21 protein-coding genes and 2 pseudogenes are annotated in these 21,952 nt (G+C 68.5%); 10 read left to right on the top strand and 13 right to left on the bottom strand.

All coding sequences use genetic code 11. The features are described 5' to 3' along the window. Positions 1 to 52 precede the first annotated feature (52 nt). Positions 53 to 706 (top strand): DedA family protein, encoded by a 654-nt coding sequence (locus ACFRMN_RS31245; protein ID WP_383025819.1) that lies wholly within the window; start codon positions 53 to 55, stop codon positions 704 to 706. A 23-nt stretch (positions 707 to 729) separates the two neighbouring features. Then, complete coding sequence (locus ACFRMN_RS31240) at positions 730 to 1,950, top strand: hypothetical protein (protein WP_383025801.1); 1,221 nt, start codon at positions 730 to 732, stop codon at positions 1,948 to 1,950. A 120-nt stretch (positions 1,951 to 2,070) separates the two neighbouring features. On the opposite strand, the gene ACFRMN_RS31235 is transcribed toward ACFRMN_RS31240, so the two are convergent. Further along, on the bottom strand, positions 2,071 to 2,601 hold the full coding sequence (locus ACFRMN_RS31235; RefSeq protein ID WP_383025798.1) for a gamma carbonic anhydrase family protein: 531 nt from the start codon (positions 2,599 to 2,601) through the stop codon (positions 2,071 to 2,073). Positions 2,602 to 2,761: 160 nt separating this feature from the next. On the opposite strand from ACFRMN_RS31235, the gene ACFRMN_RS31230 reads away from it, so the two are divergent. Continuing rightward, positions 2,762 to 3,988 (top strand): cytochrome P450, encoded by a 1,227-nt coding sequence (locus tag ACFRMN_RS31230; protein WP_383025796.1) that lies wholly within the window; start codon positions 2,762 to 2,764, stop codon positions 3,986 to 3,988. Between the two features lie 83 nt (positions 3,989 to 4,071). Here ACFRMN_RS31230 and ACFRMN_RS31225 read toward each other — a convergent pair whose 3' ends face one another. From ACFRMN_RS31225 to ACFRMN_RS31205, 5 genes are all read right to left on the bottom strand, one after another. Further along, positions 4,072 to 5,352: a cytochrome P450 gene (locus ACFRMN_RS31225; protein ID WP_383025793.1), complete on the bottom strand. Its 1,281-nt coding sequence runs from the start codon at positions 5,350 to 5,352 to the stop codon at positions 4,072 to 4,074. Next, a complete protein-coding gene (locus ACFRMN_RS31220; RefSeq protein WP_383025790.1) occupies positions 5,349 to 5,963 on the bottom strand; it encodes an ATP/GTP-binding protein in 615 nt (204 codons plus the stop codon). The genes ACFRMN_RS31225 and ACFRMN_RS31220 overlap by 4 nt, the downstream gene beginning before the upstream one ends. Further along, positions 5,944 to 6,303 (bottom strand): DUF742 domain-containing protein, encoded by a 360-nt coding sequence (locus tag ACFRMN_RS31215; RefSeq protein WP_365748073.1) that lies wholly within the window; start codon positions 6,301 to 6,303, stop codon positions 5,944 to 5,946. Before ACFRMN_RS31215 ends, ACFRMN_RS31220 begins: the two co-directional genes overlap by 20 nt. Next, on the bottom strand, positions 6,300 to 6,719 hold the full coding sequence (locus ACFRMN_RS31210; protein WP_383025816.1) for a roadblock/LC7 domain-containing protein: 420 nt from the start codon (positions 6,717 to 6,719) through the stop codon (positions 6,300 to 6,302). The genes ACFRMN_RS31215 and ACFRMN_RS31210 overlap by 4 nt, the downstream gene beginning before the upstream one ends. A 118-nt stretch (positions 6,720 to 6,837) precedes the next feature. Beyond that, entirely contained in the window at positions 6,838 to 8,652 is a 1,815-nt protein-coding gene (locus ACFRMN_RS31205; protein ID WP_383025787.1) for an ATP-binding protein, read from the bottom strand. A gap of 623 nt (positions 8,653 to 9,275) precedes the next feature. Between ACFRMN_RS31205 and ACFRMN_RS31200 the strand changes: the two genes are divergently transcribed. From ACFRMN_RS31200 to ACFRMN_RS31175, 6 genes and pseudogenes are all read left to right on the top strand, one after another. Continuing rightward, the gene (locus tag ACFRMN_RS31200; protein ID WP_383025784.1) at positions 9,276 to 9,848 is read left to right on the top strand and encodes a helix-turn-helix domain-containing protein; all 573 of its coding nucleotides are present in this window, start codon (positions 9,276 to 9,278) and stop codon (positions 9,846 to 9,848) included. Between the two features lie 45 nt (positions 9,849 to 9,893). Then, the gene (locus ACFRMN_RS31195; protein WP_383025781.1) at positions 9,894 to 10,448 is read left to right on the top strand and encodes a YbaK/EbsC family protein; all 555 of its coding nucleotides are present in this window, start codon (positions 9,894 to 9,896) and stop codon (positions 10,446 to 10,448) included. Positions 10,449 to 10,598: 150 nt separating this feature from the next. After that, on the top strand, positions 10,599 to 11,810 hold the full coding sequence (locus ACFRMN_RS31190) for a helix-turn-helix domain-containing protein (protein WP_383025778.1): 1,212 nt from the start codon (positions 10,599 to 10,601) through the stop codon (positions 11,808 to 11,810). Positions 11,811 to 11,962: 152 nt separating this feature from the next. After that, entirely contained in the window at positions 11,963 to 12,181 is a 219-nt protein-coding gene (locus ACFRMN_RS31185) for a hypothetical protein (RefSeq protein WP_383025775.1), read from the top strand. A 1,392-nt stretch (positions 12,182 to 13,573) separates the two neighbouring features. Then, positions 13,574 to 13,909 (top strand): annotated as a pseudogene (locus ACFRMN_RS31180) (helix-turn-helix domain-containing protein); the annotation flags it as partial. Positions 13,910 to 14,127: 218 nt separating this feature from the next. Beyond that, a complete protein-coding gene (locus tag ACFRMN_RS31175) occupies positions 14,128 to 14,562 on the top strand; it encodes a VOC family protein (protein WP_383025772.1) in 435 nt (144 codons plus the stop codon). 68 nt (positions 14,563 to 14,630) lie between these two features. On the opposite strand, the pseudogene ACFRMN_RS31170 reads toward ACFRMN_RS31175, so the two are convergent. The 7 genes and pseudogenes from ACFRMN_RS31170 to ACFRMN_RS31140 form a co-directional block, all read right to left on the bottom strand. Continuing rightward, positions 14,631 to 14,761 (bottom strand): annotated as a pseudogene (locus ACFRMN_RS31170) (IS5/IS1182 family transposase); the annotation flags it as partial. A gap of 72 nt (positions 14,762 to 14,833) precedes the next feature. Further along, entirely contained in the window at positions 14,834 to 15,241 is a 408-nt protein-coding gene (locus tag ACFRMN_RS31165; protein WP_383025769.1) for a CoA-binding protein, read from the bottom strand. A 53-nt stretch (positions 15,242 to 15,294) separates the two neighbouring features. Beyond that, entirely contained in the window at positions 15,295 to 15,906 is a 612-nt protein-coding gene (locus tag ACFRMN_RS31160) for a DNA-binding response regulator (protein ID WP_383025766.1), read from the bottom strand. Between the two features lie 44 nt (positions 15,907 to 15,950). Next, positions 15,951 to 17,189 carry a sensor histidine kinase gene (locus tag ACFRMN_RS31155; RefSeq protein WP_383025763.1) on the bottom strand — a complete coding sequence of 413 codons (1,239 nt, stop codon included), beginning with the start codon at positions 17,187 to 17,189 and terminating at the stop codon, positions 15,951 to 15,953. 147 nt (positions 17,190 to 17,336) lie between these two features. Then, positions 17,337 to 19,706, bottom strand: a complete 2,370-nt coding sequence (locus tag ACFRMN_RS31150; RefSeq protein ID WP_383025760.1) for a TOMM precursor leader peptide-binding protein — start codon at positions 19,704 to 19,706, stop codon at positions 17,337 to 17,339. Next, entirely contained in the window at positions 19,703 to 19,879 is a 177-nt protein-coding gene (locus ACFRMN_RS31145; RefSeq protein ID WP_383025758.1) for a hypothetical protein, read from the bottom strand. Before ACFRMN_RS31145 ends, ACFRMN_RS31150 begins: the two co-directional genes overlap by 4 nt. A gap of 197 nt (positions 19,880 to 20,076) precedes the next feature. Next, positions 20,077 to 21,030 (bottom strand): ArsR/SmtB family transcription factor, encoded by a 954-nt coding sequence (locus ACFRMN_RS31140; protein WP_383025755.1) that lies wholly within the window; start codon positions 21,028 to 21,030, stop codon positions 20,077 to 20,079. 341 nt (positions 21,031 to 21,371) lie between these two features. Between ACFRMN_RS31140 and ACFRMN_RS31135 the strand changes: the two genes are divergently transcribed. Next, positions 21,372 to 21,785: a cold-shock protein gene (locus ACFRMN_RS31135; RefSeq protein ID WP_383025753.1), complete on the top strand. Its 414-nt coding sequence runs from the start codon at positions 21,372 to 21,374 to the stop codon at positions 21,783 to 21,785. The last annotated feature ends 167 nt before the right edge of the window (positions 21,786 to 21,952 follow it).

The raw sequence follows: 21,952 nt of genomic DNA, 5'->3' as shown, positions 1-21,952 counted from the left end.
GCGCCGGCCCCCCCCCACGCCGGGCAGCGGAAACCAACGAGAGGAACCGGCGGTGCACGTCCAGGAGTGGCTGGAGACTGTCCCCGCGGTCAGTATCTATCTCCTGGTGGGGGTGGTCATCGGCCTCGAAAGCCTGGGTATCCCGCTGCCGGGTGAGATCGTCCTCGTCAGCTCGGCGCTGCTCGCCTCCCAGCACGGCGACATCAACCCGTACATCCTCGGCGCCTGTGCCACCGCCGGGGCGATCATCGGTGACTCGATCGGCTACGCCATCGGCCGCAAGGGCGGCAGGCCGCTGCTCGCCCGGCTGGGCGCGAAGTTCCCCAAGCACTTCGGCGAGGCCCAGATCGCCATGGCGGAGCGGTCGTTCCAGAAGTGGGGCATGTGGGCCGTCTTCTTCGGCCGTTTCGTCGCCCTGCTGCGGATCTTCGCCGGACCGCTCGCGGGCGTGCTGCGCATGCCGTACTGGAAGTTCCTGATCGCCAATGTGCTGGGCGGCATCGTCTGGGCGGGCGGTACGACCGCCGTCATCTACTCGGTGGGCGTGGTCGCCGAGGCCTGGCTCAAGCGCTTCTCCTGGCTCGGTCTGCTGCTCGCGGTGCTGATCGGGATCGCGTCCATGCTCGTTCTCAGGAACCGCGCCAAGAAGGCGGCGGAGCCGGGGCCGTCGGCGGCCGACCCCGACCCCGTGCCCGCCGCAGAGTAGAGACAGATGAGAGAAGGCGAGCGATGACCCCGACTGAAATAATTGAGAAGATCGCACTTGACGCTGGACTGTCAGTTCCAGAGAAGCGCGAACGCATTATCGCCTTCCTGACTCATTCCGGTGACAGGGGGGTGCCCGCGGCCTTGGAATGTCTCTCAGAAACGACCGACAATCGCGTGTCCGAGTTCGTGGCGGCTTACCTCCAGATGATTCCGGGAGCTCAAGAGGAAAAGACGCGGGCAGCGGAGAGGCTGCGCGGCGCCGGACCGCTCGCCCAGTCAGCCGCCAGACTGGTCCCCTGGCTGCCGACGTCGGTCATCGATGCTTTCATCCAGGACTACCTGGCTGACCCGGCGCCGGATTCACCGCTGGAATCCGTCCTGCTCTCCATCGGGGTCTACTTTCCGGAACGTCTACGCCCACATGCCGACCGGATCGAGAACCCATTCGTCCGGCGTACCCTTCTCTCTGGTGCCCCGGATTCCTTTGCCGATGCTCTTTTGGGGCGGTGGCGACAGAATCGAGACATCGATGACCTGCACTCATTGGCACTCGTTCGGACTCAGCATGCCGCTGACCACATCGATTCCCTACGCGACGACGTCGACGACCCGGAGGACTGGGAATGGTTAATGCCGCTCGTCGGCCGTCTGCCCGACAGTGGCAAGAACTCCGGCTCCTCTCCCTCCTTCATGGGATTCATCGCCGATGAAGGGGAAAGTGACCACGTCATGGGTGGAACTTACGCGGAGGATGTGCCCCTCTGCGCCTCCTGCCATACACCAGCCGAGCGCATTCTCACTCTCTCTTCCAAATCTCTACCTTACAAACTGAGCCAGGATCCCACGTTCTTCTGGTTCTCGTGCGACTGCGGAGAAGTCGACAGAATCGTTGCGCGTTTCACCGCTGACGGAACACGGGTCTATTTCGGGCAGCAAGGGGTCAGTGCCGAAAGATCTCGCATCGTACCCGGTAAGCGTTCACTGGTCCTGGAACCGCACCCGATTCAGCCAGGGACAAGCCTGCCGGCCATCCCCGGTAGGTCGCAGCACCAAGTGGGTGGCTTGCCTCGATGGCCCTCGCCAGAGTTGCACCCCATCTGTCCTGGGTGCGGAAACTTCATGCCTTTCCTGGCCGCCATTGACAGCGGCCCCACTCCCTTCGGCCCCATGGGATTTGAGGGCTTGTTGTTCGGATTCTGGTGCGACGATTGTTTCGTATCCACCACGCAGATCCAGGAATGAATAGTCAGGGAGAGGATGCATGACCCGCTACGCGGATATTCCCAAGCCCATTCGGTCCGGGAGCGTCATCGCCGATCCCGAGCTCGGCACGCCCCAGCGCATCATCGTGCTGCGGTGTCGTCAGTCCTCGTGCGTCTCGCGGTGGGCCTTCGCCAGCTCCAGATAGCCCGCCGCGTTCAGCCTGATCCCCGCCCGCTCCTCCTCGGTCAGCTCGCGCTTGACCTTGGCGGGCACCCCCGCGACCAGCGAGCCCGGCGGCACCCGCATGCCCTGCGGTACGAGCGACTGCGCCGCGACCAGCGACCCCGCGCCGATGTGCGCGCCATTGAGGATCGTCGCGCCCATGCCGATCAGTACATCGTCCTCGACCGTGCAGCCGTGCAGCACCGCGTTGTGACCGACCGAGACGCGTTCGCCGACCGTGAGCGGGAAACCGGGATCGCAGTGCAGGGTGCAGTTGTCCTGGACATTGCTGTCGGCACCCACCACGATCGGCCCGCAGTCGGCCCTGAGCACCGTGTGGTACCAGATGCTCGCACCCGCCGCGACGGTGACATCGCCGACCACCACGGACGTCGGAGCGGTGAACGCGGCGGGGTCGACGCCGGGGACCTTCCCGCCCACGCCGGTGATCAGTGCCCGTTCCGTCATGACGTCTCCTCCGTGCTGATCGGAGTTACACCGTAAGCGACCACTCCGGGCACGAAGACCTCAGGTCGGGCGAGGAGGTGACTGTATCTGATGACGGTTGATCAATAACCTTGGCCGAGTGGCCCGTTATCGATCGGGCCGGTTCTGAACGAGGAGCTCCATGACCACCGCACACCAGGTCCCCGACATCCTGTCGTCCGAGTTCGCCGAGAATCCGTATCCGGCCTACAGCATGATGCGGGAGAGCGCGCCGCTCATCTGGCACGAGGCCACCAAGAGCTACATCATCTCGCGCTACGAGGATGTCGAGCGCGCCTTCAAGGACAAGGAGTCGGAGTTCACCACCGACAACTACGACTGGCAGATCGAGCCCGTGCACGGCAAGACGATCCTCCAGCTGAGCGGCCGGGAGCACGCGGTACGCCGGGCGCTGGTCGCTCCGGCCTTTCGCGGCAGCGATCTGCGTGACAAGTTCCTGCCGGTCATCGACCGAAACTCCCGTGAACTGATCGATGCCTTCCGGCACACCGGATCCGCCGATCTGGTCACGGACTACGCCACCCGCTTCCCCGTCAATGTCATCGCCGACATGCTGGGCCTCGACAAGGCCGACCACGCCCGCTTCCACGGCTGGTACACCGCGGTCATCGCCTTCCTGGGCAACCTCTCCGGCGACGCGGAGGTCGCGGCGGCCGGTGAGCGTACCCGCGTCGAGTTCGCCGAGTACATGCTGCCGATCATCCAGAACCGGCGCGACAACCTCGGGGACGATCTGCTCTCCTCGCTCTGCGCCGCCGAGGTCGACGGCGTACGGATGAGCGACGAGGACATCAAGGCGTTCTGCAGCCTGCTGCTCGCGGCCGGCGGGGAGACCACGGACAAGGCGATCGCCAGCGTCTTCGCGAATCTGCTGCTCCACCCCGACCAGCTGGCGGCCGTACAGCAGGACCGGGCGCTGATCGACCGGGCCTTCTCGGAGACGCTTCGGTTCACCCCGCCGGTGCATATGATCATGCGGCAGACCGCCAAGGACGTCGAGGTGAGCGGCGGGACCATACCGGCGGGAGCCACGGTCACCTGTCTGATCGGCGCGGCCAACCGTGACGGCTCGCGCTACCACGAGCCGGACCGCTTCAATATCTTCCGGGACGATCTGACCACGACGACCGCGTTCTCCGCGGCGGCCGACCACCTGGCCTTCGCGCTCGGACGGCATTTCTGCGTCGGCGCCCTGCTGGCCAAGGCGGAGGTCGAAACCGGCGTCAATCAACTCCTCGACGCCATGCCGGACATCCGTCTCGCCGACGGATTCGACCCGGTGGAGCAGGGCGTGTTCACCCGCGGACCGCAGACGCTGCCCGTGCGGTTCACCCCCGTCAAGGGCTGACGGCATCCGCCGGGCCCGGAGTTTCCGGGCCCGGCGGCCGTACGCCGACAGGCCACCGGCCGGTACGGCGCCGCTACCGCTCGCTACTGCACGACCGGGGTGAAGCTCACCGGCAGCGCGGCCAGCCCCCGCATCCAGATGGACGGCCGCCACTTCAGCTCGTGCGGCTCGACCGCGAGCACCACGTCAGGCAGCCGCTCCAGCAGCGTCTCGACCGCGGTGCGCGCGATGACATCGGCCAGCAGCGGGGCCGGGTAGGGGCAGCGGTGCTCACCGTTGCTGAACGACAGATGCGCGGAGTTCTCCGGGCCGATATGCCCCTCCGGCCAGATCTGCGGATCGGTGTTGGCCGCGGCCAGCCCCAGGACCAGACAGTCGCCCGCCTTGATGTGCCGGCCGCCGAGCTGGGTGTCGCGCACCGCCCACCGGCCGATGAAGTTCTGCGTCGGGGTGTCCAGCCACAGCACCTCGTTCAGCGCCTGCCCGACGCTGAGCCGGCCGCCCGACACGTTCAGCGCGAACCGGTCGTCGGTCAGCAGCAGTCGCAGGGTGTTGCAGATCCAGTTCGCGGTCGGCTGCTGCGCGGCGGCGATGACGGTGATCAGGTCGACGACCATCTCCTCGTCCGTCAGCCCGGCCGGATGGCTCAGCATCCGGGAGGTGAGGTCGGACCCCGGGTGGTCCCGCTTGTCCTTGACCAGTCGCTGCATCCGCTCCATCACCCGCACATAGGCGGCGACCGGGTCATCACCCTCGGCGGCGTCCAGCGAGATCCGCAGATCGCGGACCAGATCATCGGTGTCGACGCCGTCCGCCGGCATTCCGCAGAGCCGGACCACGGCCCGCATCGGCAGCGCGTGCGCGAACGCGCTCATCAGCTCGGCCTGTCCGCTGCCGGCGAAGTCGTCGATAAGCCCCTCGGCGATCTCGCGGCAGGTATGGGCCAGTTCGAACTGGTCGACAGCCTCCAGCGCCTCGGTGATCACCCCGGCCCTGCGCTGGTGCTCCGGGCCCTCGGCGAACATGACCGACGGCTGATAGCCGACGAACGGCATCAGCGGCCAGCCGGGCGGGATCGACGGCCACTGGTTCCAGCGCCGTGAGTCACGGGCGAACAGCTCGTCGTGGCTGGTGACATACGAGACCTCGGTATAGCCGAGCACCAGCCAGGCGGGAATGCCCCCGTCGAGCACGACGGGCGCGATCGCGCCGTGCTCCCTGCGCAGGGTGCGGTACAGCTGGGACGGGGTCTGCTGGTACTCCAGGCCACTCAGCGCGACGGCGTCCTCCCGCGCGCCGGGGTGCGCGGGGCACCCGGGTGGCGGGACGGCCTGGTCGAGGGAGGGTTCTGCGGGATCGGTCATGGGGTCATCTCCCGGGCCATCGCCAGTTCGTAGAGGTGGTCCACGAGGGTGATCAGTACGCTCTTGCCGGACGAACGCACCCGCGCGTCGCAGTCGATCAGCGGAACATGATCGGGCAACGAGAGCGCCTGCCGGATCTCCGCCAGTGAGAACGCCGAGACGTCGTCGTCGAACCGGTTGACCGCGACCACGAACGGTGTCCTGTGGTGCTCCAGCCGGTCGATCGCGTACCAGGACTCGCTCATCCGCCGGGTGTCGACCAGTACGACCGCGCCCAGCGTGCCCGAGAAGAGCCGGTCCCAGAGGAACCAGAATCTCTCCTGTCCGGGCGCCCCGAACAGATAGAGCACCATACGGTCGTTGAGGCTGATCCGGCCGAAGTCGAAGGCCACGGTCGTGGTGGTCTTGGTGGTCAGCCCGGCCGTCTCGTCGACACCGATCCCGGCCTGTGTCATGACCTCTTCGGTGTTGAGCGGCCGGATCTCGCTCACCGAGCGTACGAGGGTGGTCTTGCCGACCCCGAATCCGCCCACGATGACGATCTTGAGACCGGTCTCGGCGGCGTCGGCCAGCGGGATACGGGCCGGAAGCTCAGAGGTTGCGGAGTCCATGGAGCACCTCCTTCAGAAGGGCGGAATCGGGCAGCTCCGCGGAGCGTGCCGCACGGGGATGCCGGGCGGTGATCCGGCCCGTCGCGAGGAGATCACCGAGGAGGATCCGTACCACCGTCACCGGCAGCCGCAGCTCGGCGGAGATCTCGACGACCGCTGTGGGATGACGGCACAGTTCCAGGATCCGGACATGTTCCGACTGCATCCCCGGCGTCGGTTCGCACTCGCTGACGATCAGGGTGACCAGGTCGAACGAGTCGTCGTCGACCCGGCTGCGGCCACCGGTGACGGTGTACAGCCGGTCGGGATCCCCGGTGTCGACGGGCCGGCGGGGGGTCATGACCGAGAACTCTCCTGGACGGACGCGCGCGGCTCCGCCCGCAGATGCTCACCGATCTGCTCGACCAGCTCGGTCATCTGATGGCCCACCACACCCGGGTCGGCGCCGTCCTCGGCCACGACCGCGAGATGCGCTCCGTCCCCGGCCTCGACGATGAAGAGCAGCCCGCCGTGGAATTCGGTCATCGAGTGCCGTACGCCGCCGGTGCCGTTGCCGAACTCCACCGAGGCGCCCTGGGCGAGCGCCTGGATGCCGGAACAGATGGCCGCCAGCTGGTCGGCCTGGTCGAGGGTGAGGTGACGGCTCCAGCAGAGCTTCAGCCCGTCACGGGAGAGCACCAAGGCGTGCCGGGTGCCGGGGGTGCGTTCCAACAGGCTCTCAAGGAGCCAGGTCAGGCTGTTGTCAGTGGTCTGCATGGTGTGCGTGGGGCGGGTGATACCGGGCGGACCGGTCACCTGCCCGTGCCTCCAATCTCGCGTTCCGGGTGGGGAAGGGCGCCAAGACCCCGGGCGCCGTACGGGGAGAGGGCGGCCCTTACTCGGCCGGGGTCCCGGACGTACCGTCAGGTCCCTTCGTACCGCCGGTTCCGTAGGGGTTCTGGGCGCCTTCGGCGCCTGACGGGCCTTCCGAGGGGCGGCGGCGCGCACGGTGGAAGGCGCCGAACTGCGAGCCCGCGTCGCGGCCCGGCTGTACGCCCCCGCTCTCCGACTCCGGCTGCGGACGGCCTCGGTCGGCGGCGGCCATGGTGCGGCCGGGCGGGCGGACCGGCAGACCGTTGGGCGTCGCCACGCGGGGGCCGTCCCCCGGGGCCGACGGGGTGGGCGGTACGGGGGAGTCCGGCGGGGCGGTGGAGCGGGCCGGGGCCGACGGGTCCACCGTGGCTCGTGGGTCCATCGTGGCTCGCGGGGCCGAGGTGACCGGCGGGGCCGAGGTGACCGGCGGGGCGACGGGGATCGTCGTCTCCGGGGCCGGGCGCCGCAGGGACTGCTCCAGGGCCAGACCGCGCTGCTGGGCCATGAGCTGCGGCGGGAAGAGCACCACGACGCCCGTACCGCCACGGGACGAGGGCCGGTAGTTGACACTGATGTGGTACTTGGCGGCCAGCCTGCCGACCACGGCCAGCCCGAGCCGGGTGCCCTGGAGCATCGCCAGGTCGGTGACCCGTCCCGAGACGGACTCCTCGGCGCGGCGCATCGCGGCGGCGGCCATCTTCAGACCGCTGTCCTCGATGGTCACCACGACTCCGGCGGTGCGCTCCTCGACATAGACATGGACCTCGTCGATCGGCGGGGAGAAGTTCGCCGCGTTGTCCATGAGTTCGGCGAGGAGATGCATCACGGGCTCGGCGGCGAACCCGGCGATCGCCGCGCTGCTCGAACAGTGCAGCCTGACCCGCTGGTACGCGGCGATCCGGCCCACCGCGCCGCGCAGGATGCTCTCCATACCGATCGGCTTGTTCCAGGCGCGGCTCGCACGGCCGCCCATCAGCAGGGCCAGCCGGTCGGTGAGCAGTCCGAGCTGCGAGGTGTTGTGGTCGAGCTTGAGGAGATCCCCGAAGACCTCTTCGCCGTAGCGGTCCTGCATCTCGCGAAGATCCGCGAGCATGCTCACGGCCTTCGCCTGCACCCGGCTCAGCGCCTTGGCGCTGGCCGCCTGCGCCGCCGCGGCCCGTCGCTCGCTGGTGGCGAAGTCCCTGACCACCGAGTCCAGCAGCACTCGCAGCCGCGGATCGGAGGGCGGCTCGATGGTGCCGAGTACGGTGTCCGCGGAGCCGCCGGAGCGCAGTCCGCCGAGTGCGTCGGGAAGCGTCTTGGCGGTGAGCAGATCCAACTCGTCGGCCGCCCGCGTCAGCTGGGCGACGGCCCGCTCGCTCTCGGCGGTCGCGTGGGCCGCGCGCTGTGCCGAGTCGGCGATCTCGGTGGTGAACGTCTCCAGCAGGCGCCGCAGTTGGGGATCGGACGGCGCCTGGGTGGACTCCAGTGTCTCGTCGGCGCCCGCGCCGTCCTGGACTCGCTTGACCACCGCGGGCAGCGTGACGTTCAGCAGATGCGCGGATTCCGCGCCGAGTTGAGTCACCCGCGACTGCGCCGCCCGCGTCTCCTGCTCGGCGGTGACCGTTCCGCGCCGGGCGCGGCGCAGCAGCAGCGCGGCGGTGACGACCGTGACCGCCAGGCACACCCAGGCGACGGCGACGGTGCCGGCCACCCAGCCACGGGCCGCCGCGGGCGCCGTCGCGGCCACGGCGCCTCCCGCCGTGGCGGCCACCACCAGCAGACCCAGGGGTACGGCGAGCGGCAGAGACCGTGCCTTGCGTATGCGGCGCGGGCGGGGGGCGACAGGCACTGACATTCCGCGGTCCCTCGGGTGCTTGAGTGCGGGGGTTGAAGACCGGCCGACCAGCGCGCTTCGGCCGCACGGGCGGGATCTGACACCGATGGGGACGGTGATCTTCCGCACCACATGTGGCGCTCATGCTAACCACGCCGCGCGCTCGTGGAACACAGAGAGCGGCCGGAGCCCACTCAACGGGGGAGTTCGTCCCGAAGTCACCCACCGGCCAGGGTGGGCATGGTAAATAGAACGAATCGCTGAAGCCTCTGTCATATGCGCAAGCGGCGCGTCTGTCATGCCCGAAGCCGGGACGCCGATGTCCGTTCGGTGCTTCGGACGCCCGCTGACGGCCCGTTGAGGCCCGGTCCGGTCAACTGATTTCAGCCAACCGTACGGTCGGATCGGCCGCGCCGAGCCCGGTGCGAAACTCGCGGGGCATTCACCTCTGGGGTGGGCGTCACCGTACGTCGCGCCCAGCTCACCCGGCGGCCAGCAGAATCGTTCCCACCAGCGCGAGTCCAGCGCCCGTTCTGTCTGGGCCGCGTGCGGGCGCTCCGCGCAGTACAGTGCGATGAACGATGGGGTGCAGCGCACCGTAGTGCAGTCCATTGAACTGTTCTATTGAATATATTGGATGGAATGTGTCGGACCTCGACCAGCTCACCCAGTCCCTCGCCCGCAATCTCAAGCGCTGGCGCGGCGAACGGGGCTTCACCCTCGACGCCCTGGCGGCCAGGGCGGGGGTCAGCCGTGGAATGATCATCCAGATCGAGCAGGCCCGTACCAACCCCAGCGTCGGCACCACCGTCAAGCTCGCCGACGCGCTCGGTGTCTCGATCACGACCCTCCTCGACTACGAGCAGGGCCCACAGGTCAGGATCGTGCCGGAGGACCAGGCCGTACGGATGTGGGCCACGCCCGCGGGCAGCCACACCACGCTGCTCGTCGGCACCGAGGCCCGCGGACCACTCGAACTGTGGCGGTGGGTCCTGCTGCCGGGAGAGGCCAGTTCCTCCGACCCGCATCCGCCGGGCACCACCGAACTGCTCCATGTGACCACCGGCGAACTGACCCTCGTCGTCGACGGCGAGCCGCACACCGTACCGGCGGGCGCCTCGGCGGCCTTCGAGGCGAACGTGCCGCACGCCTACCGCAACGAGGGCGCCGAGACCGTCGAGATGATCATGTCCGTCTCGATCCCGCCCGTACGCTGAGACGCCCGGGTCGTGGTCAGGGGGCGGCTTGTTAGCGTGGCATCCATGCGCGCTCCCCTGGGAAACTTCGACAACGCCAGACCCGCCCCTGACTGCCTCGAAGAACTGACGCCGCCCGTCGCGGACGCCGTGCGCGCCTGGCGCGGCGACGTCCCCGCCGAACAACTGGTGTACGTCGACACCGACCCGGCGATCGCGGACACGGCGGTCTTCGCCGAGCACTACGGCACCGGACTGCTCGACCAGTCCGCGAACTGCGTGGTGGTGGCGGGCAAGCGGGGCGGCGAGTCGACGCTCGCGGCGTGTGTCGTGCTCTCCCGTACCCGCGTCGACGTCAACGGCGTGGTCCGCAGGCAACTGGGCGCGCGCAAAGCCTCGTTCGCCGCGAAGGACACGGCTGTGGGTGAGACCGGCATGGAGTACGGAGGCATCACCCCGATCGGCCTGCCCACGTCCTGGCCGCTGCTGGTGGACTCCGCGGTGCTCGACACCGAATGGGTCCTGATCGGCAGTGGCCGGCGCCGCGGCAAGCTGATCGTCCCGGGCAAGATCTTCGGCGGCTTGCCGGGCGCGGTGGTGCTGGCGGGCCTGGGCGTCTGACCGCGTCAGGGGGACTGTACGGGCCGACCGTACGGGCCGACCGTACGGGCCTTCACGGCGGGCATGGCGAGGCCCCGGTATCTCATTCGTGAGATATCGGGGCCTTTTGTGTTGCTGGTACGGGGCCTTTCGTCGGCGTACCGTCGAGGGGTGAATGAGCACCTTGGGGTCAAGCTTCGGCGGGCGCGGAAACTGGCTGGGTTGACGCAGGAAGGTCTGTCCGAGCGTGCGGATGTGTCGGTCGACGTCATCCGTCAGCTGGAACAGAGGCGGAAGGGCTCCGCGAGGCTTCCCACCCTGCACGCCCTGTCAAAGGGGCTCGGTGTGGAGCTGACGTCGCTGCTGGGGGATCCGCCGGGCGTTCCGTCCAACGGAGAAGGTGATCCACCTCAGATGGTGGCCCTACGGCGGGCGATCATGCCTCCGTTGTACGCTCCCGCCCCGGAGCCTGCGGGTGTGGAGACACTGACGGTGGAACTCTTGCGTGCTGAGATCGCCGACGCGTGGACGCTTTACCACGACGCGGAGTTCGGCCGGCTGATGGAGATTCTGCCCGGGGTAATCGCGGATGCGCGGCAGACAGCGAGCGTCGGTTCCGACGACGAGCGCAGTGGGGGCCAAGCCGCGCTGGGGAAGGCGCTGCAACTGGGTGGCCACCTGTCGATCCGCATGGGGAAGACTGATCTCGCACTGTCCAGTCTGGAGCGGGCCATAGCTGCTGCGGATGCGTCCTCCGACCCTCTGTTGGGTCCGATGATCGCAAACAGCGTCGCATGGGCGTACCAACGTCAGAACAGGCTTGACGATGCTATTGCCGTCGCACTTCATGCTGCCGATCGGGTCAGGAGCACACACTTTGACGATGCCGAAGGCGTGAAGGTATGGGGCGGGTTGACGATGTCGGCCGCTACGAGTTACGCCCGAAGCCGCGACTACGAACGCGCCGACACGATGATGCGTGCTGCCGAGAAGGAAGCGGTGCGTGTCGGCAAGATGCCGACGGCCGAGGACAGCCGGATGGTGAGCGTCTTCAGTAAGTCGTCAGTGCGCATCGAACGTGTACGTCTGGCCGTGCAGTTCGGGCGCCCAGAGGAGGCACTGGAACTGGCCAAGGGAATGCGCCTGTCGAAGGACACGCCCCCTTCATGGCGTACGTGGCTCCTCCTGGACGTCGCCCGCGCGCATACCGATGTCGGTAACGCGGAAGGCGCGGTGAAGGCGCTGGAGTCGCTGCGTCGCTTCGCACCTACATGGATGCGGCATCACACCCTGGCTGTATCGATCGTCGAAGAGCTGTGGGAACTGCCGAACCGCCCGACAGGTCTCCGCCCGATCGCTGAGTTCCTGGGCGTCGCCGCTTAGCGTGGCAAAACTAGGCTGTTGCGTCCCTGTGTCGCAGCCGTAGATAGGGCAATGCTCGTCGCACCCACCCCTCTTGACGATGGGTGGGTGCATGTGTCCCGGCGCCGCGCGAACGGCCCGGGACGTGGACGACGCTACGGAGGAGCGACGACATGGAGAACATTAGCCACAAAAGGGCGGACACGAAACTGGAGTTGACGGGTCCCGTTCTGACCCACGCACGGCGCATAGAGGACAGTGTCCAGCGCTCCTACAGCGCCTTCATTGCCCACGCGCAGAGTTGCATCCCGTGCCGGGCCGGCGTGGACTGCGACGAGGCTGCGACGCTCCGGCAGTCCTGGCGACAGGCCAAGGAACGGGCGGCCCAATGATGTGGATGCGGGTCTACCGGACCAACAGCACCACCGGGGAACGACCCGTCGTCAAGTCCCGCCGCACGGTGAAGCCGGCGGAGAAGCCTGACAAGTCCTCACGATTCCCCAAGTGCGGCTGCCCCCTCCACCGGAAGGACGGAGGGTCCAGCGATGACGAATAAAACAGTCATCCTCCGGTCCGTCCGGTGGCTGCTGAGCTCGGACCCAGAGCGCGGCGCGACGCATCGGTGGAGGTTCTGATCGAGCGGACGCGTGACGGTGCGGGACCGAAATCTCTGCGTCAGAAGCGCGCCGACTGGAACCATCGAGTGCGGGACTGGGCAAACCTGAATGGATTCTTCGTCAGCGCCGGCGGGAGTCTCCCGCATCTGATCGTGTCCCACTACCTATCCGTCCACCCCGACGACCTACCGCCGGAGGTGACGTGAAGTGGGGCAGCGCAGGAATCCGTACACCACGGTCGCCGGATGTTGCGCGGGCGTGTGGCCGCTCATCGTGGCACTCGTCGCAATGGTCCTGGCGACCGCCGCATGGCTGGTCCGGGACTGACACACAGGACTCCGCACTCCCCGTTCCCCCGTGGGAGTGCGGACAGGGGCAGGGCCGGCGCGTGTCAGGGCCGTCGGTTCTGCCCCGCACAAGCCCCCGCCGCAATTGGGCGTCACGGCTCGCGGGGGAGGGGGACGCGTGCGTCGGTACGGTCGACGCATGCGGCCCCGCCTGAAAGATCCTCGTATCCCTGCCAGGATTGGCGCATGAGCAATTTCTCTGGGGACGTGTACCGGCCATCGCCGCCACAGAACGACCCAGTCCGGTGCATCAAATGCGAGGGCACGGCCGTGATCCTCTCGCACGCGATGCACCCGGTGGAACGGGAAATGCAGTGGCGTCTTACGTGCCTCGATTGCCGGGTTGCGTGGCCGCAGGATCAGCACGGTGGATCACCCGACGAGTACATGTGATTGGAGTGGACCATGCAAGAGCCCGAGATCGCCAGACCGTTGAGGGCGGATTGCCCGAGCGGACATAAGAGCACGATCACTCTCGCCAACGGCAAACAGCGCTGTCTTGACTGTGGAGCTGAGTGGTAGCAACTCTCTGACGGCTCCGGTTGTCATCTGCCTCAAGCGGACGGCGACCGGGGTTCATCTGCGTCGCACGTCCGACACGCCCCGACGCATAACAGTGACACTCAGAATCAGGGGAGGACACCTAGATCGAGCACGGGCGTGCGAGAGGGGCCGGCGCCGCGGCAAGCTGATCGTCCCGGGCAAGATCTTCGGCGGCTTGCCGGGCGCGGTGGTGCTGGCGGGCCTGGGCGTCTGACCGCGTCAGGGGGACTGTACGGGCCGACCGTACGGGCCGACCGTACGGGCCTTCACGGCGGGCATGGCGAGGCCCCGGTATCTCATTCGTGAGATATCGGGGCCTTTTGTGTTGCTGGTACGGGGCCTTTCGTCGGCGTACCGTCGAGGGGTGAATGAGCACCTTGGGGTCAAGCTTCGGCGGGCGCGGAAACTGGCTGGGTTGACGCAGGAAGGTCTGTCCGAGCGTGCGGATGTGTCGGTCGACGTCATCCGTCAGCTGGAACAGAGGCGGAAGGGCTCCGCGAGGCTTCCCACCCTGCACGCCCTGTCAAAGGGGCTCGGTGTGGAGCTGACGTCGCTGCTGGGGGATCCGCCGGGCGTTCCGTCCAACGGAGAAGGTGATCCGCAGGCTGTTGCGTCCCTGTGTCGCAGCCGTAGGTAGGGCAATGCTCGTCGCATCCATCCGTCTTGCTGGGGACCATTGGGGCGCTCCGCCGCCACGGTCGCGTCGATCTCGTAGGGGGTCCGGTTTGATCACTTGATGTCCAAGGCGGCCCAGGATGCGACGGGTGACGGGGCGGATCTGCCTGGGGAAATGAGAGGCAAGGTCCCCCTGGTACGAGGTACGGTGCGCCGATGTCAGCGATCAAGAAGTTCCAAGTCACCTTTGACTGCGCAGACCCTGAGCGTCTCGCTCGCTTCTGGTGTGAGGTGTTGGGGTACGTCACACCGCCGCCGCCGGAGGGGTTCACCACCTGGGACGATTTCAACCGCACCCTGCCTCCTGAGAAGCAGGGTGCATGGTTCGCCTGCAGTGATCCCTCAGGCGTGGGCCCGCGCCTGTACTTCCAGCGTGTCCCCGAAGGCAAGATCGTTAAGAATCGGGTGCATCTCGACGTACGGGTCGGCACCGGGCTCGTGGGGGACGAGCGCCTGGCCACCCTCGAAGCCGAGTGCGCACGACTGGTCGCGCTCGGTGCGACCCACGTGCAAACGCTGTATGCCGATGAGGAAAACGAGTCGTGCATCCCGATGCTGGACATCGAGGGCAACGAGTTCTGTATCGACTGAACATTCTCCGAGCCGGGGAGGGGGGACCCACGTCCCTTGGGTCTCTCTGGGCTCGTATGGGGCGGGAGTTACCCCGCGAGGGCGAGATCGTGCAGCCGGGCGATGCCGGGCATGGCGGTGTGAACGCCGTCGCCCTAAGGCAGCAGTCACAGAGAATCCTCCAGGTCTTCATGCGGGCGAAGACGTGCTCGACGCGGGCTGGTCCGGGACTGACACCCAGGGCTCCGCACTCCCCGTTCCCCCGTGGGAGTGTCGAGAGGGGCAGGCCGGGTCAGTCCAGCAGTGGGATCTCGATCGCCGGGCACCGGTCCATGACCATGTCGAGACCGGCCGCTCGGGTACGGTCGTACGCCTGTTCGTCGATCACCCCGAGCTGGAACCAGACGGCCTTCGCCCCGATCTCCTTCGCCTCGTCCGCGACCGCGCCCGCCAGGTCGCTGTTGACGAAGACGTCCACGACATCGACCGGGAACGGGATGGCGGCCAGCGAGGCGTAGCCCTGCTCGCCGTGGACCGGCTCGGCCTTCGGATGGACCGGCACGACGCGCTTGCCGAAGCGCTGGAGCACCGCCGCGACGCCGTAGGCCGCGCGGGACCGGTTGTTGGACAGCCCGACCACGGCCCAGGTGTCGCCGCTCTGCGTAAGGATCTTCCGGATCGTCTGCGTGTCTGCGTACATGTCTCGGATAACAGACCGCCGCGCCCGGCCATTCCGCCGGACAGGCCCTGAACCTAAAGCAGCCAGTCCGCCTCCCGCGCGATCCTGATCGCGTCCACGCGATTGCGCGCGTTGAGCTTCGCCACGATCGTCGTCAGATAGTTCCGTACGGTGCCCGGTGACAGATGCAGCTCCCGGGCGATCTCCTGGGCCTGCGACCCCTTCGCCGCCCTGCGCAGCACCTCCGTCTCCCGCTCGGTCAGCGGCGACTCGGCGCCGTCCCAGGCCGAGAGCGCGAGCTGCGCGTCGATCACCCGGTGGCCGGCGACCACCCGCCGTACCGCGGTGGCCAGTTCCTGGGGCGGAGCGTCCTTGAGCAGATAGCCGGAGACATGCGCCGACAGCGCGCGCCGGAGCGTTCCCGGCCTGCCCAGGCTGGTGAGGATCAGCGTCCGGCACTCGGGCAGCGACTCCCGCAGCCGGGCGGCCGCCGTCAGCCCGTCGACCCCGGGCAGATCGATATCGATGATCGCGATATCGGGGCGGTGCTTCAGCGCGGCCGGCAGGATCTGGTCGCCGCGCTCCAGTTCACAGATGACCTTGAGGTCGCTCTCCAGGTTCAGCAGAGCCACCAGCGCCCCGCGGACCATGTTCATGTCTTCGGCCAGCAGAATGCGGATGGCCATGAATGGGGTCTCCTCCTCGGATCCAACAGGGCACGTGGTGCCGCTCAGGCCGCGGAGTCCTGGGCGTAGATGTCGTCGTCCACATCGGGCACTCCTCCGATCAGATGGGCGGGTGCCTCGGCCGTCAGCCGGAAGGTCCCGTCGGCGCCGCGTGCGATGGAGAGCCGGCCCGACACGGCCCGTAGCCGCGTCTCCAGGTTCCCCAGACCGCTGCCGCTGTGCGGCGAGGAGTCGCGGTACGCCGGATCGACACCGTCGTTGGACACGGACAGCCGCACCAGCCCGCCCTCCTGAATGGCCTCGATGTCACAGACACCGGCGCGTGAGTGCCGCAGCAGATTGGTGATCGCCTCCCGCAGCACCGCGGCGAGTACGGTGTCGACCCGCTGACCGATCTTCCCGAGCCGGATGGTGGCCCGTACTTTCACATCCGCGGCGGAGAGCAGGGACTGCGCCGAGCCCAGCTCCTGTTCCAGCGAGAGCCCGCGCAGCCCGCTGGCGACCGTACGCACATCGGCGAGCGACTGTCGCGAGATCGCCAGTACGTCGCTGATCTCGTCCATCGCGCGCCCCGGGTGCGTCGGCACCAGCCGGTGGATCAGCTCGCTCTTCAGCGTGATCGCGGAGAGGCTGTAGCCGAGCAGATCGTGCAGGTCCCGTGCGAATCGCAGCCGTTCCTGGGTGACCGCCATACGGGTCAGCTCGACCCGGGTGTCGTGCAGCGCCCGGACCAGCTCGGCCATCCGGGAGAGCCCGTACACGACCAGTCCGGTCAGCAGCGTCGACTGGCACAGATAGAACGCCTCCCGCAGGGGGAGACGTTCCATGACCGGGGGGATGAGCATGCTGATCCCCACCGCTCCGTAGGCGAACCAGGCCCGCCGGCCGGGCAGGAGCAGCAGCAGGGACCCCGCGAGAAAACCGGCCATCGCCCCCCACTGGGAGTGGAAGGCCGCGATCGGCAGATAGGTGAGCAGCGCCTGCGTGCCGAGCGTCACCCACTTCTGCCAGGTGGGGGCCCGGCGGGCCGTGGCGCTGGAATGTCTCAGCTGCAGCAGGAAGATGAGCACCATCCCGATGAGGGAGGCGGTCAGGGCGAAGGTGCTGTGGTCCACTCCCACGAGATTGACGACCGTGACGCTCAGATAGCCGAGAAGAGCGATCGTCAGGATGACGCGGGCCAGTTGAGGAGCCGGCTGATCCGGTGAGGTCGTGGGGCCGCGCGTCGCCCCGTCCTTCTCCCCCGGCCGGATATTCTCAGTGCACCCGTCGCCACTTCGCATGATCGTGTGTCTTCGCAGCCTTCCCCTCGAACCTCCTTGCTACGTGAAGAGCGTAAGTGATCCCCGTGAAGGATGTGCCGGGATGGGGCGCTGCTGGGACGAAATCGCCGCTCCGTTACGCGGACTTTACGCGTCCGCTCGTGGGAGTCATACGAATAGTGGTATGGGGTTCAGTTGGGCGTAAGGGGTGGGCTCGGCGCGTCTGCCCAGCTCCACCGGTGTGTTGAACAGCCGGCCGGGCGCGAAGCGCGGCCAGAAGGGCCGCAGCCCCGGGACGATCACCTTCACGACGGGGAGCTCCAGATCGGGTCGGCTCTGGTCGAGTACGAGCAGTTCCATCCCGTGCGAGCGCGTCAACTCCGTGACGGCGGTGATGTCTTCCACCAGATCATCGGTCGGGGTGTAGGACCAGTCGCCCGGTCCACGGGCCGACGCGCCCCGATCCGCCCGCAGATAGGGACGGTTGGCGGCCGTGGAGTGCCGCCACCAGTCCAGCGGTTCGGGATCGGTGACGCGGTAGCCACCGCCCTCGGACGTCACCTCGCTGACGAGGGGCAGCAGTTGGCCCATCTCCGTCAGGGCCCTGCGCAGCGCGAGCCGCGGATCGAAGTGCGCGCCGAAGCCGAAGACGATGTCCTCGGCGGGCTTGTCCGTACGCCGGGACAGGGCCGCGATCACCGGGATGCCGAAGTCCGAGGTGAGGTCCAGGGCCCATACCTCGCGGCGCACCGTACGGTAGCCCTCGCGCAGCCGCTCGATGTACGGCTCCCCGAAGGCGTCGAGATCGATACCGGGCTGCCGGGTCCGGTTGTACCACCACAGCGCCACGGCGTCCCGCTCCACCAGCTCCAGGAACCCCTGGATCAGGGCGTCTTCGGGGCTGCCGCCGGCGGCGTTGCCATTGGAGTCGGCCGACAGGCCGTCCGGTGCCTCCTCCTCGCCGAAGTACAGCATGGAGGTGGGCAGCAGCCGTTGGGTCTGCCCGGTCAGCGACCACACCGGGGTCCAGTCGGTGGGGCGGCGCGTGTCGAACGGCGGTGGTACGTGGTGCAGCCGGGAGCCGCCCGCGTTCCACCGCTCCCTGTCCCGCAGCTGCCGATCGTCGAACAGCTGGCAGGAGTTGGGATGGATCGCCGTCTCGCCCAGGGCGTCGAGGGAGTCACGGATCACCGGTTCATCGCCCTGCCGGGTCCCGCTGTAGCGCTCCACCGCCTCACCCAGCGCGCTCGTACGGGCCTCCGCGTCCGTGAGTCCCTTTCCGCCGCTGAGGGAGCGCAGCCCGGCCCGCAGCCCCGCCAGGGTTCCGCCGCGCATGGCCAGATTCTGGCCGGAGAGAAAGGCGTTGACGAACTCAGGGCTCCCCGGAGCGCGCCGGATCTCCTTGATGATTCCGGTGACGGGATCCACCAGGGATCCGTGGCGCTCCCATATCTGAGTGGGCGTCAGTGCCCGGTGGCCATTGAGATCACGTACGGCCTTGGGCCGCGACACGGGCGTGAACGGGGCGTCGACCCGCCGGGCGACCAGGCCGGGATCCCCGCAGACCGCGCACTGCGGCAGCCGCGCCACGGGATGGGCCGTGGTGCGCAGCCCCAGCGTGTCCAGCGTGTTCACGGAGCCGTGGGAGGCGGTCCGTATCCCCGCCAGCCACTTGGCGGCCTCCAGCACGGCGAGCTGTACGGCGATGGCCCTGCCCGCCGCGAGTGTGGCGTGCGGTCGCTGTGGCGGTCCGTCCAGACCCAGCGCGCGCTGGAGGGGGCGCTCGGAGCGGCGGTGACCGCGCAGCCGGGTCGCCAGACAGTGCCAGCAGGGGCCCTCGCCGGGGCGGAAGACCGGTCCGATCCAGGGGGTCGTGGAGCCCACTCCCACCAGCAGCCAGGGCGTTCCCGCCGCGCGGTGCCCGGCGTCGATCTCGCGCAGCCGGGGGGAGAGATAGTCGTCGCACAGGACGAGCGAGAGATCCGCTTCGGTGTCCGGGGGCGCGAGCGTCAGTCCGGAGGCGCGGCACGCGGCGCCGACCTGGTCCAGGTCGGCATCGGTCAGGGCCACCGGGCGTACCGACGTCCGGGCGAGCGTGTCCAGCGTACGTACGCCGTCCAGGCCGGCCAGCTCCCAGTAGGCCTCGGCGGCGGGATCGGGGCAGGGGGGCGCGGTCGGGCTCGCCTCCGCCGCGGAACTCTCCGCGACGGCCGGGCTCTCCGCGACGGCCGGGCTCTCCGGCGCGGCCGGGCGCAGCCGTAGCAGTCCCGCCGCGTCGAGGGCCCGCAGCGAGGCGGCGGCCTCCTCGGCGGTCAGCGCGGGAGCCGCGTCACGCAGCACCCCGTCAGGACTGCGGGTGCCGTCGAGCAGGGGTACCAGCACCTCGCTGTGGTCCCCGTACAGCGCGGTGACTCCGCGCTGGGACACCAGATAGGCCGCCTCCCCCGGGACGACCGTCGCGCGCAGATGGCTCTTGAAGCCAAGACGCGCCCCGTCGCCGGCGGACGGCCACCGGCCGTTCCCCCCTGCCTCGGTCATGCCTGGTACTGCTCGTGCCCGTTGAAGGCGGGGGCGACGGGAGAGGCGTTGATGCAGATGCTCAGCAGCGCGACGCCCTCCTCGGGTATCGAGTCGAGGTCCTCGATGACGAGATGACGTCCGCCGGCCGCCGGTCCGTCCGACCCGAGGAGGGAGGTGATGGCGTTGCTCATAACGATCGTTCCCCTTTCATGCTGTCAGTTGTCGTGCGGTCAGTTGACGCCTTGTGACGTGCTCAACTGGTGACGACTGTCGCGGGATTGATTCTGTACACAGCGGTGTGATGGGTAAACAGTCCCGGATTCACTGCCAGGGTATGAAATTCTCACGTTCCGGCCGGGCCGATCCCGCTGTCCGCCGACGCGGCGGCTCAGGTCACGGAAGCCGGACGCGTACCGGGACGAGCCGTGGAAGGGGGATTCCGCAGCCGTCCGCCCAGCAGCGCCATGCCGAGCGGTGTGACCGAATGGAGGGCGCTGTTCCGTACCCGCCGGGTGGTGATCAGCCCGGACTCCCGCAGTACGGAGGCGTGTTGGCTCGCGCTGCCGGGGGAGACGCCGAGCCGCGCGGCGAGCTGGCTGGTGGTGCAGGTGTTGGTCAGCGCGCGCAGGGCGGCGGCCCGGGTCTGACCGACGAGTGCGCTGAGCGCCTGCCCGCAGGTGACCTCCGGGGCTTCCGGGCCCGCGAACAGAGCGGCGGCGTCCGGCGGTATGGAGAAGACCAACGCGGGCTGGCCGCTGTCCCGTTCGGCGGCGATGACCCGGCCGACCTGCCCCGGCAGGAACGCCGACGGGTTGAGCAGCAGGCCCTGGCCCCTGAGGTGGATGTCCAGCTCCAGCCCGTCGTGAATCTCCAGCACCGGCGGGTTCCATACGATCCGGGGGTGCAGCGTGGCGAGCAACTGCTCGACCCCGCCCGTCATGGCGATGCGTCCGTGCGCGTCGCACTCGCTGTCGAGCCGTTCCAGAACGCTGTCCCAGTACGGGGCGACACCGGCCCGCCACATGTCCACGGCCAGCCGGGTCGCGTCCGTGCGGGTCAGGGAGAGCGCGGCGAGCGCCGAGGCGTCACCGTCCGGCGAGGAGTCGAGCAGGAACAGCAGATCGTCCGGCGCCTTGAGGGCCCGGAGCAGAGGGACGAGCGGCCTGTTGAGGGAGGAGGTCTCGCGTAGTCGGCCGAGTACGTCGCCCCGCCATCGCGCGTAGTCGGGGTTGCGGGACTGGGTGAGCACACCGAGCGCGAAGACCCCCTCGGCGACGGGTCCGAGGGTGCTCTGCAGCCGGGTTCGGGCCAGATCCGCCGCGGTGAAGTGGATTCTCTGCATGTAACGCCCCCGTGAGCGAGTGGTGAATCGGTGGCGCCGCCCGTGCGGCCGGCAATACGCTCGCCGGTGCGTGGTAGGCACACGACGTGCGCGGATCGGGCCGGACAGGGCCTAGGGACCGGACAGGGCCTAGGGACCGGACAGGGCCTAGGGAAGGGACTGGGACTCGCTGCCGACGGTGCCACGGGCCGAGCTGCGCAGACAGTGTCGGCGTCCTCGAACCGTCATGGCCGATTCACTGTCCGGATCATGAATTCTTCAGGGGTGGCGTCGCGGCGTGCGGCGTACGATCCTGATCGGGCTGAATCAGTGCTGGTTGTGGTGGTCGCGGAGGTGCGGTTGTGCTGAAGACGGGGAAGATCCAGCGGTTCGACGAGACGCGTGGGTACGGATTCATCAACCCGGACGAGGGCGGTGAGGACGTGTTCATGCATGCGAACGATCTGCTGGACGAGAAGTACCTCTACCAGGCGGGCCGGGACGTCGAGTTCTTCGTCGAAATGGGCGACAAGGGCCCGAAGGCCTCGGAGATCCGTCTGATCCACCAGCCCTCGCGACGCCGGCTCGAACGGCTGGGGGCGGACGGCGGGGCGGACGGCGGGGCTGCCGAGGACGAGCCCGGCGCCGCCGGGTTCCGGAGCGAGCTGACCGACGTACTCCTCGACGCCGACGGAACTCTGACGGCCGATCAGATCAAGCGGATCCGCACCCGGATCGTCGAACTGGCCCGTGCGCACGGCTGGATCGCCGACTGACCGGTGCGCCGGCCGCCCGCGGAATTCCACGCGGGGGGGGCAAGGTGAAGCGGGCGATATGAGCAGGAGCAGCGCGGGTGCCCCGGAATGCGGTCCGGGACACCCGCCCTTTGCGTGTACGGGCGCGATCGCCGGGGAAGGGAGTCCGGCATCGCTCCGTACTCGCG

Origin of the sequence: Streptomyces sp. NPDC056835 (assembly GCF_042789485.1) — a bacterium.
In the GTDB taxonomy this organism is placed as follows: Bacteria; Actinomycetota; Actinomycetes; order Streptomycetales; family Streptomycetaceae; genus Streptomyces.
Note: the sequence above shows the minus strand (reverse complement) of the source record. Positions and strands in the feature narration are given on the sequence as shown.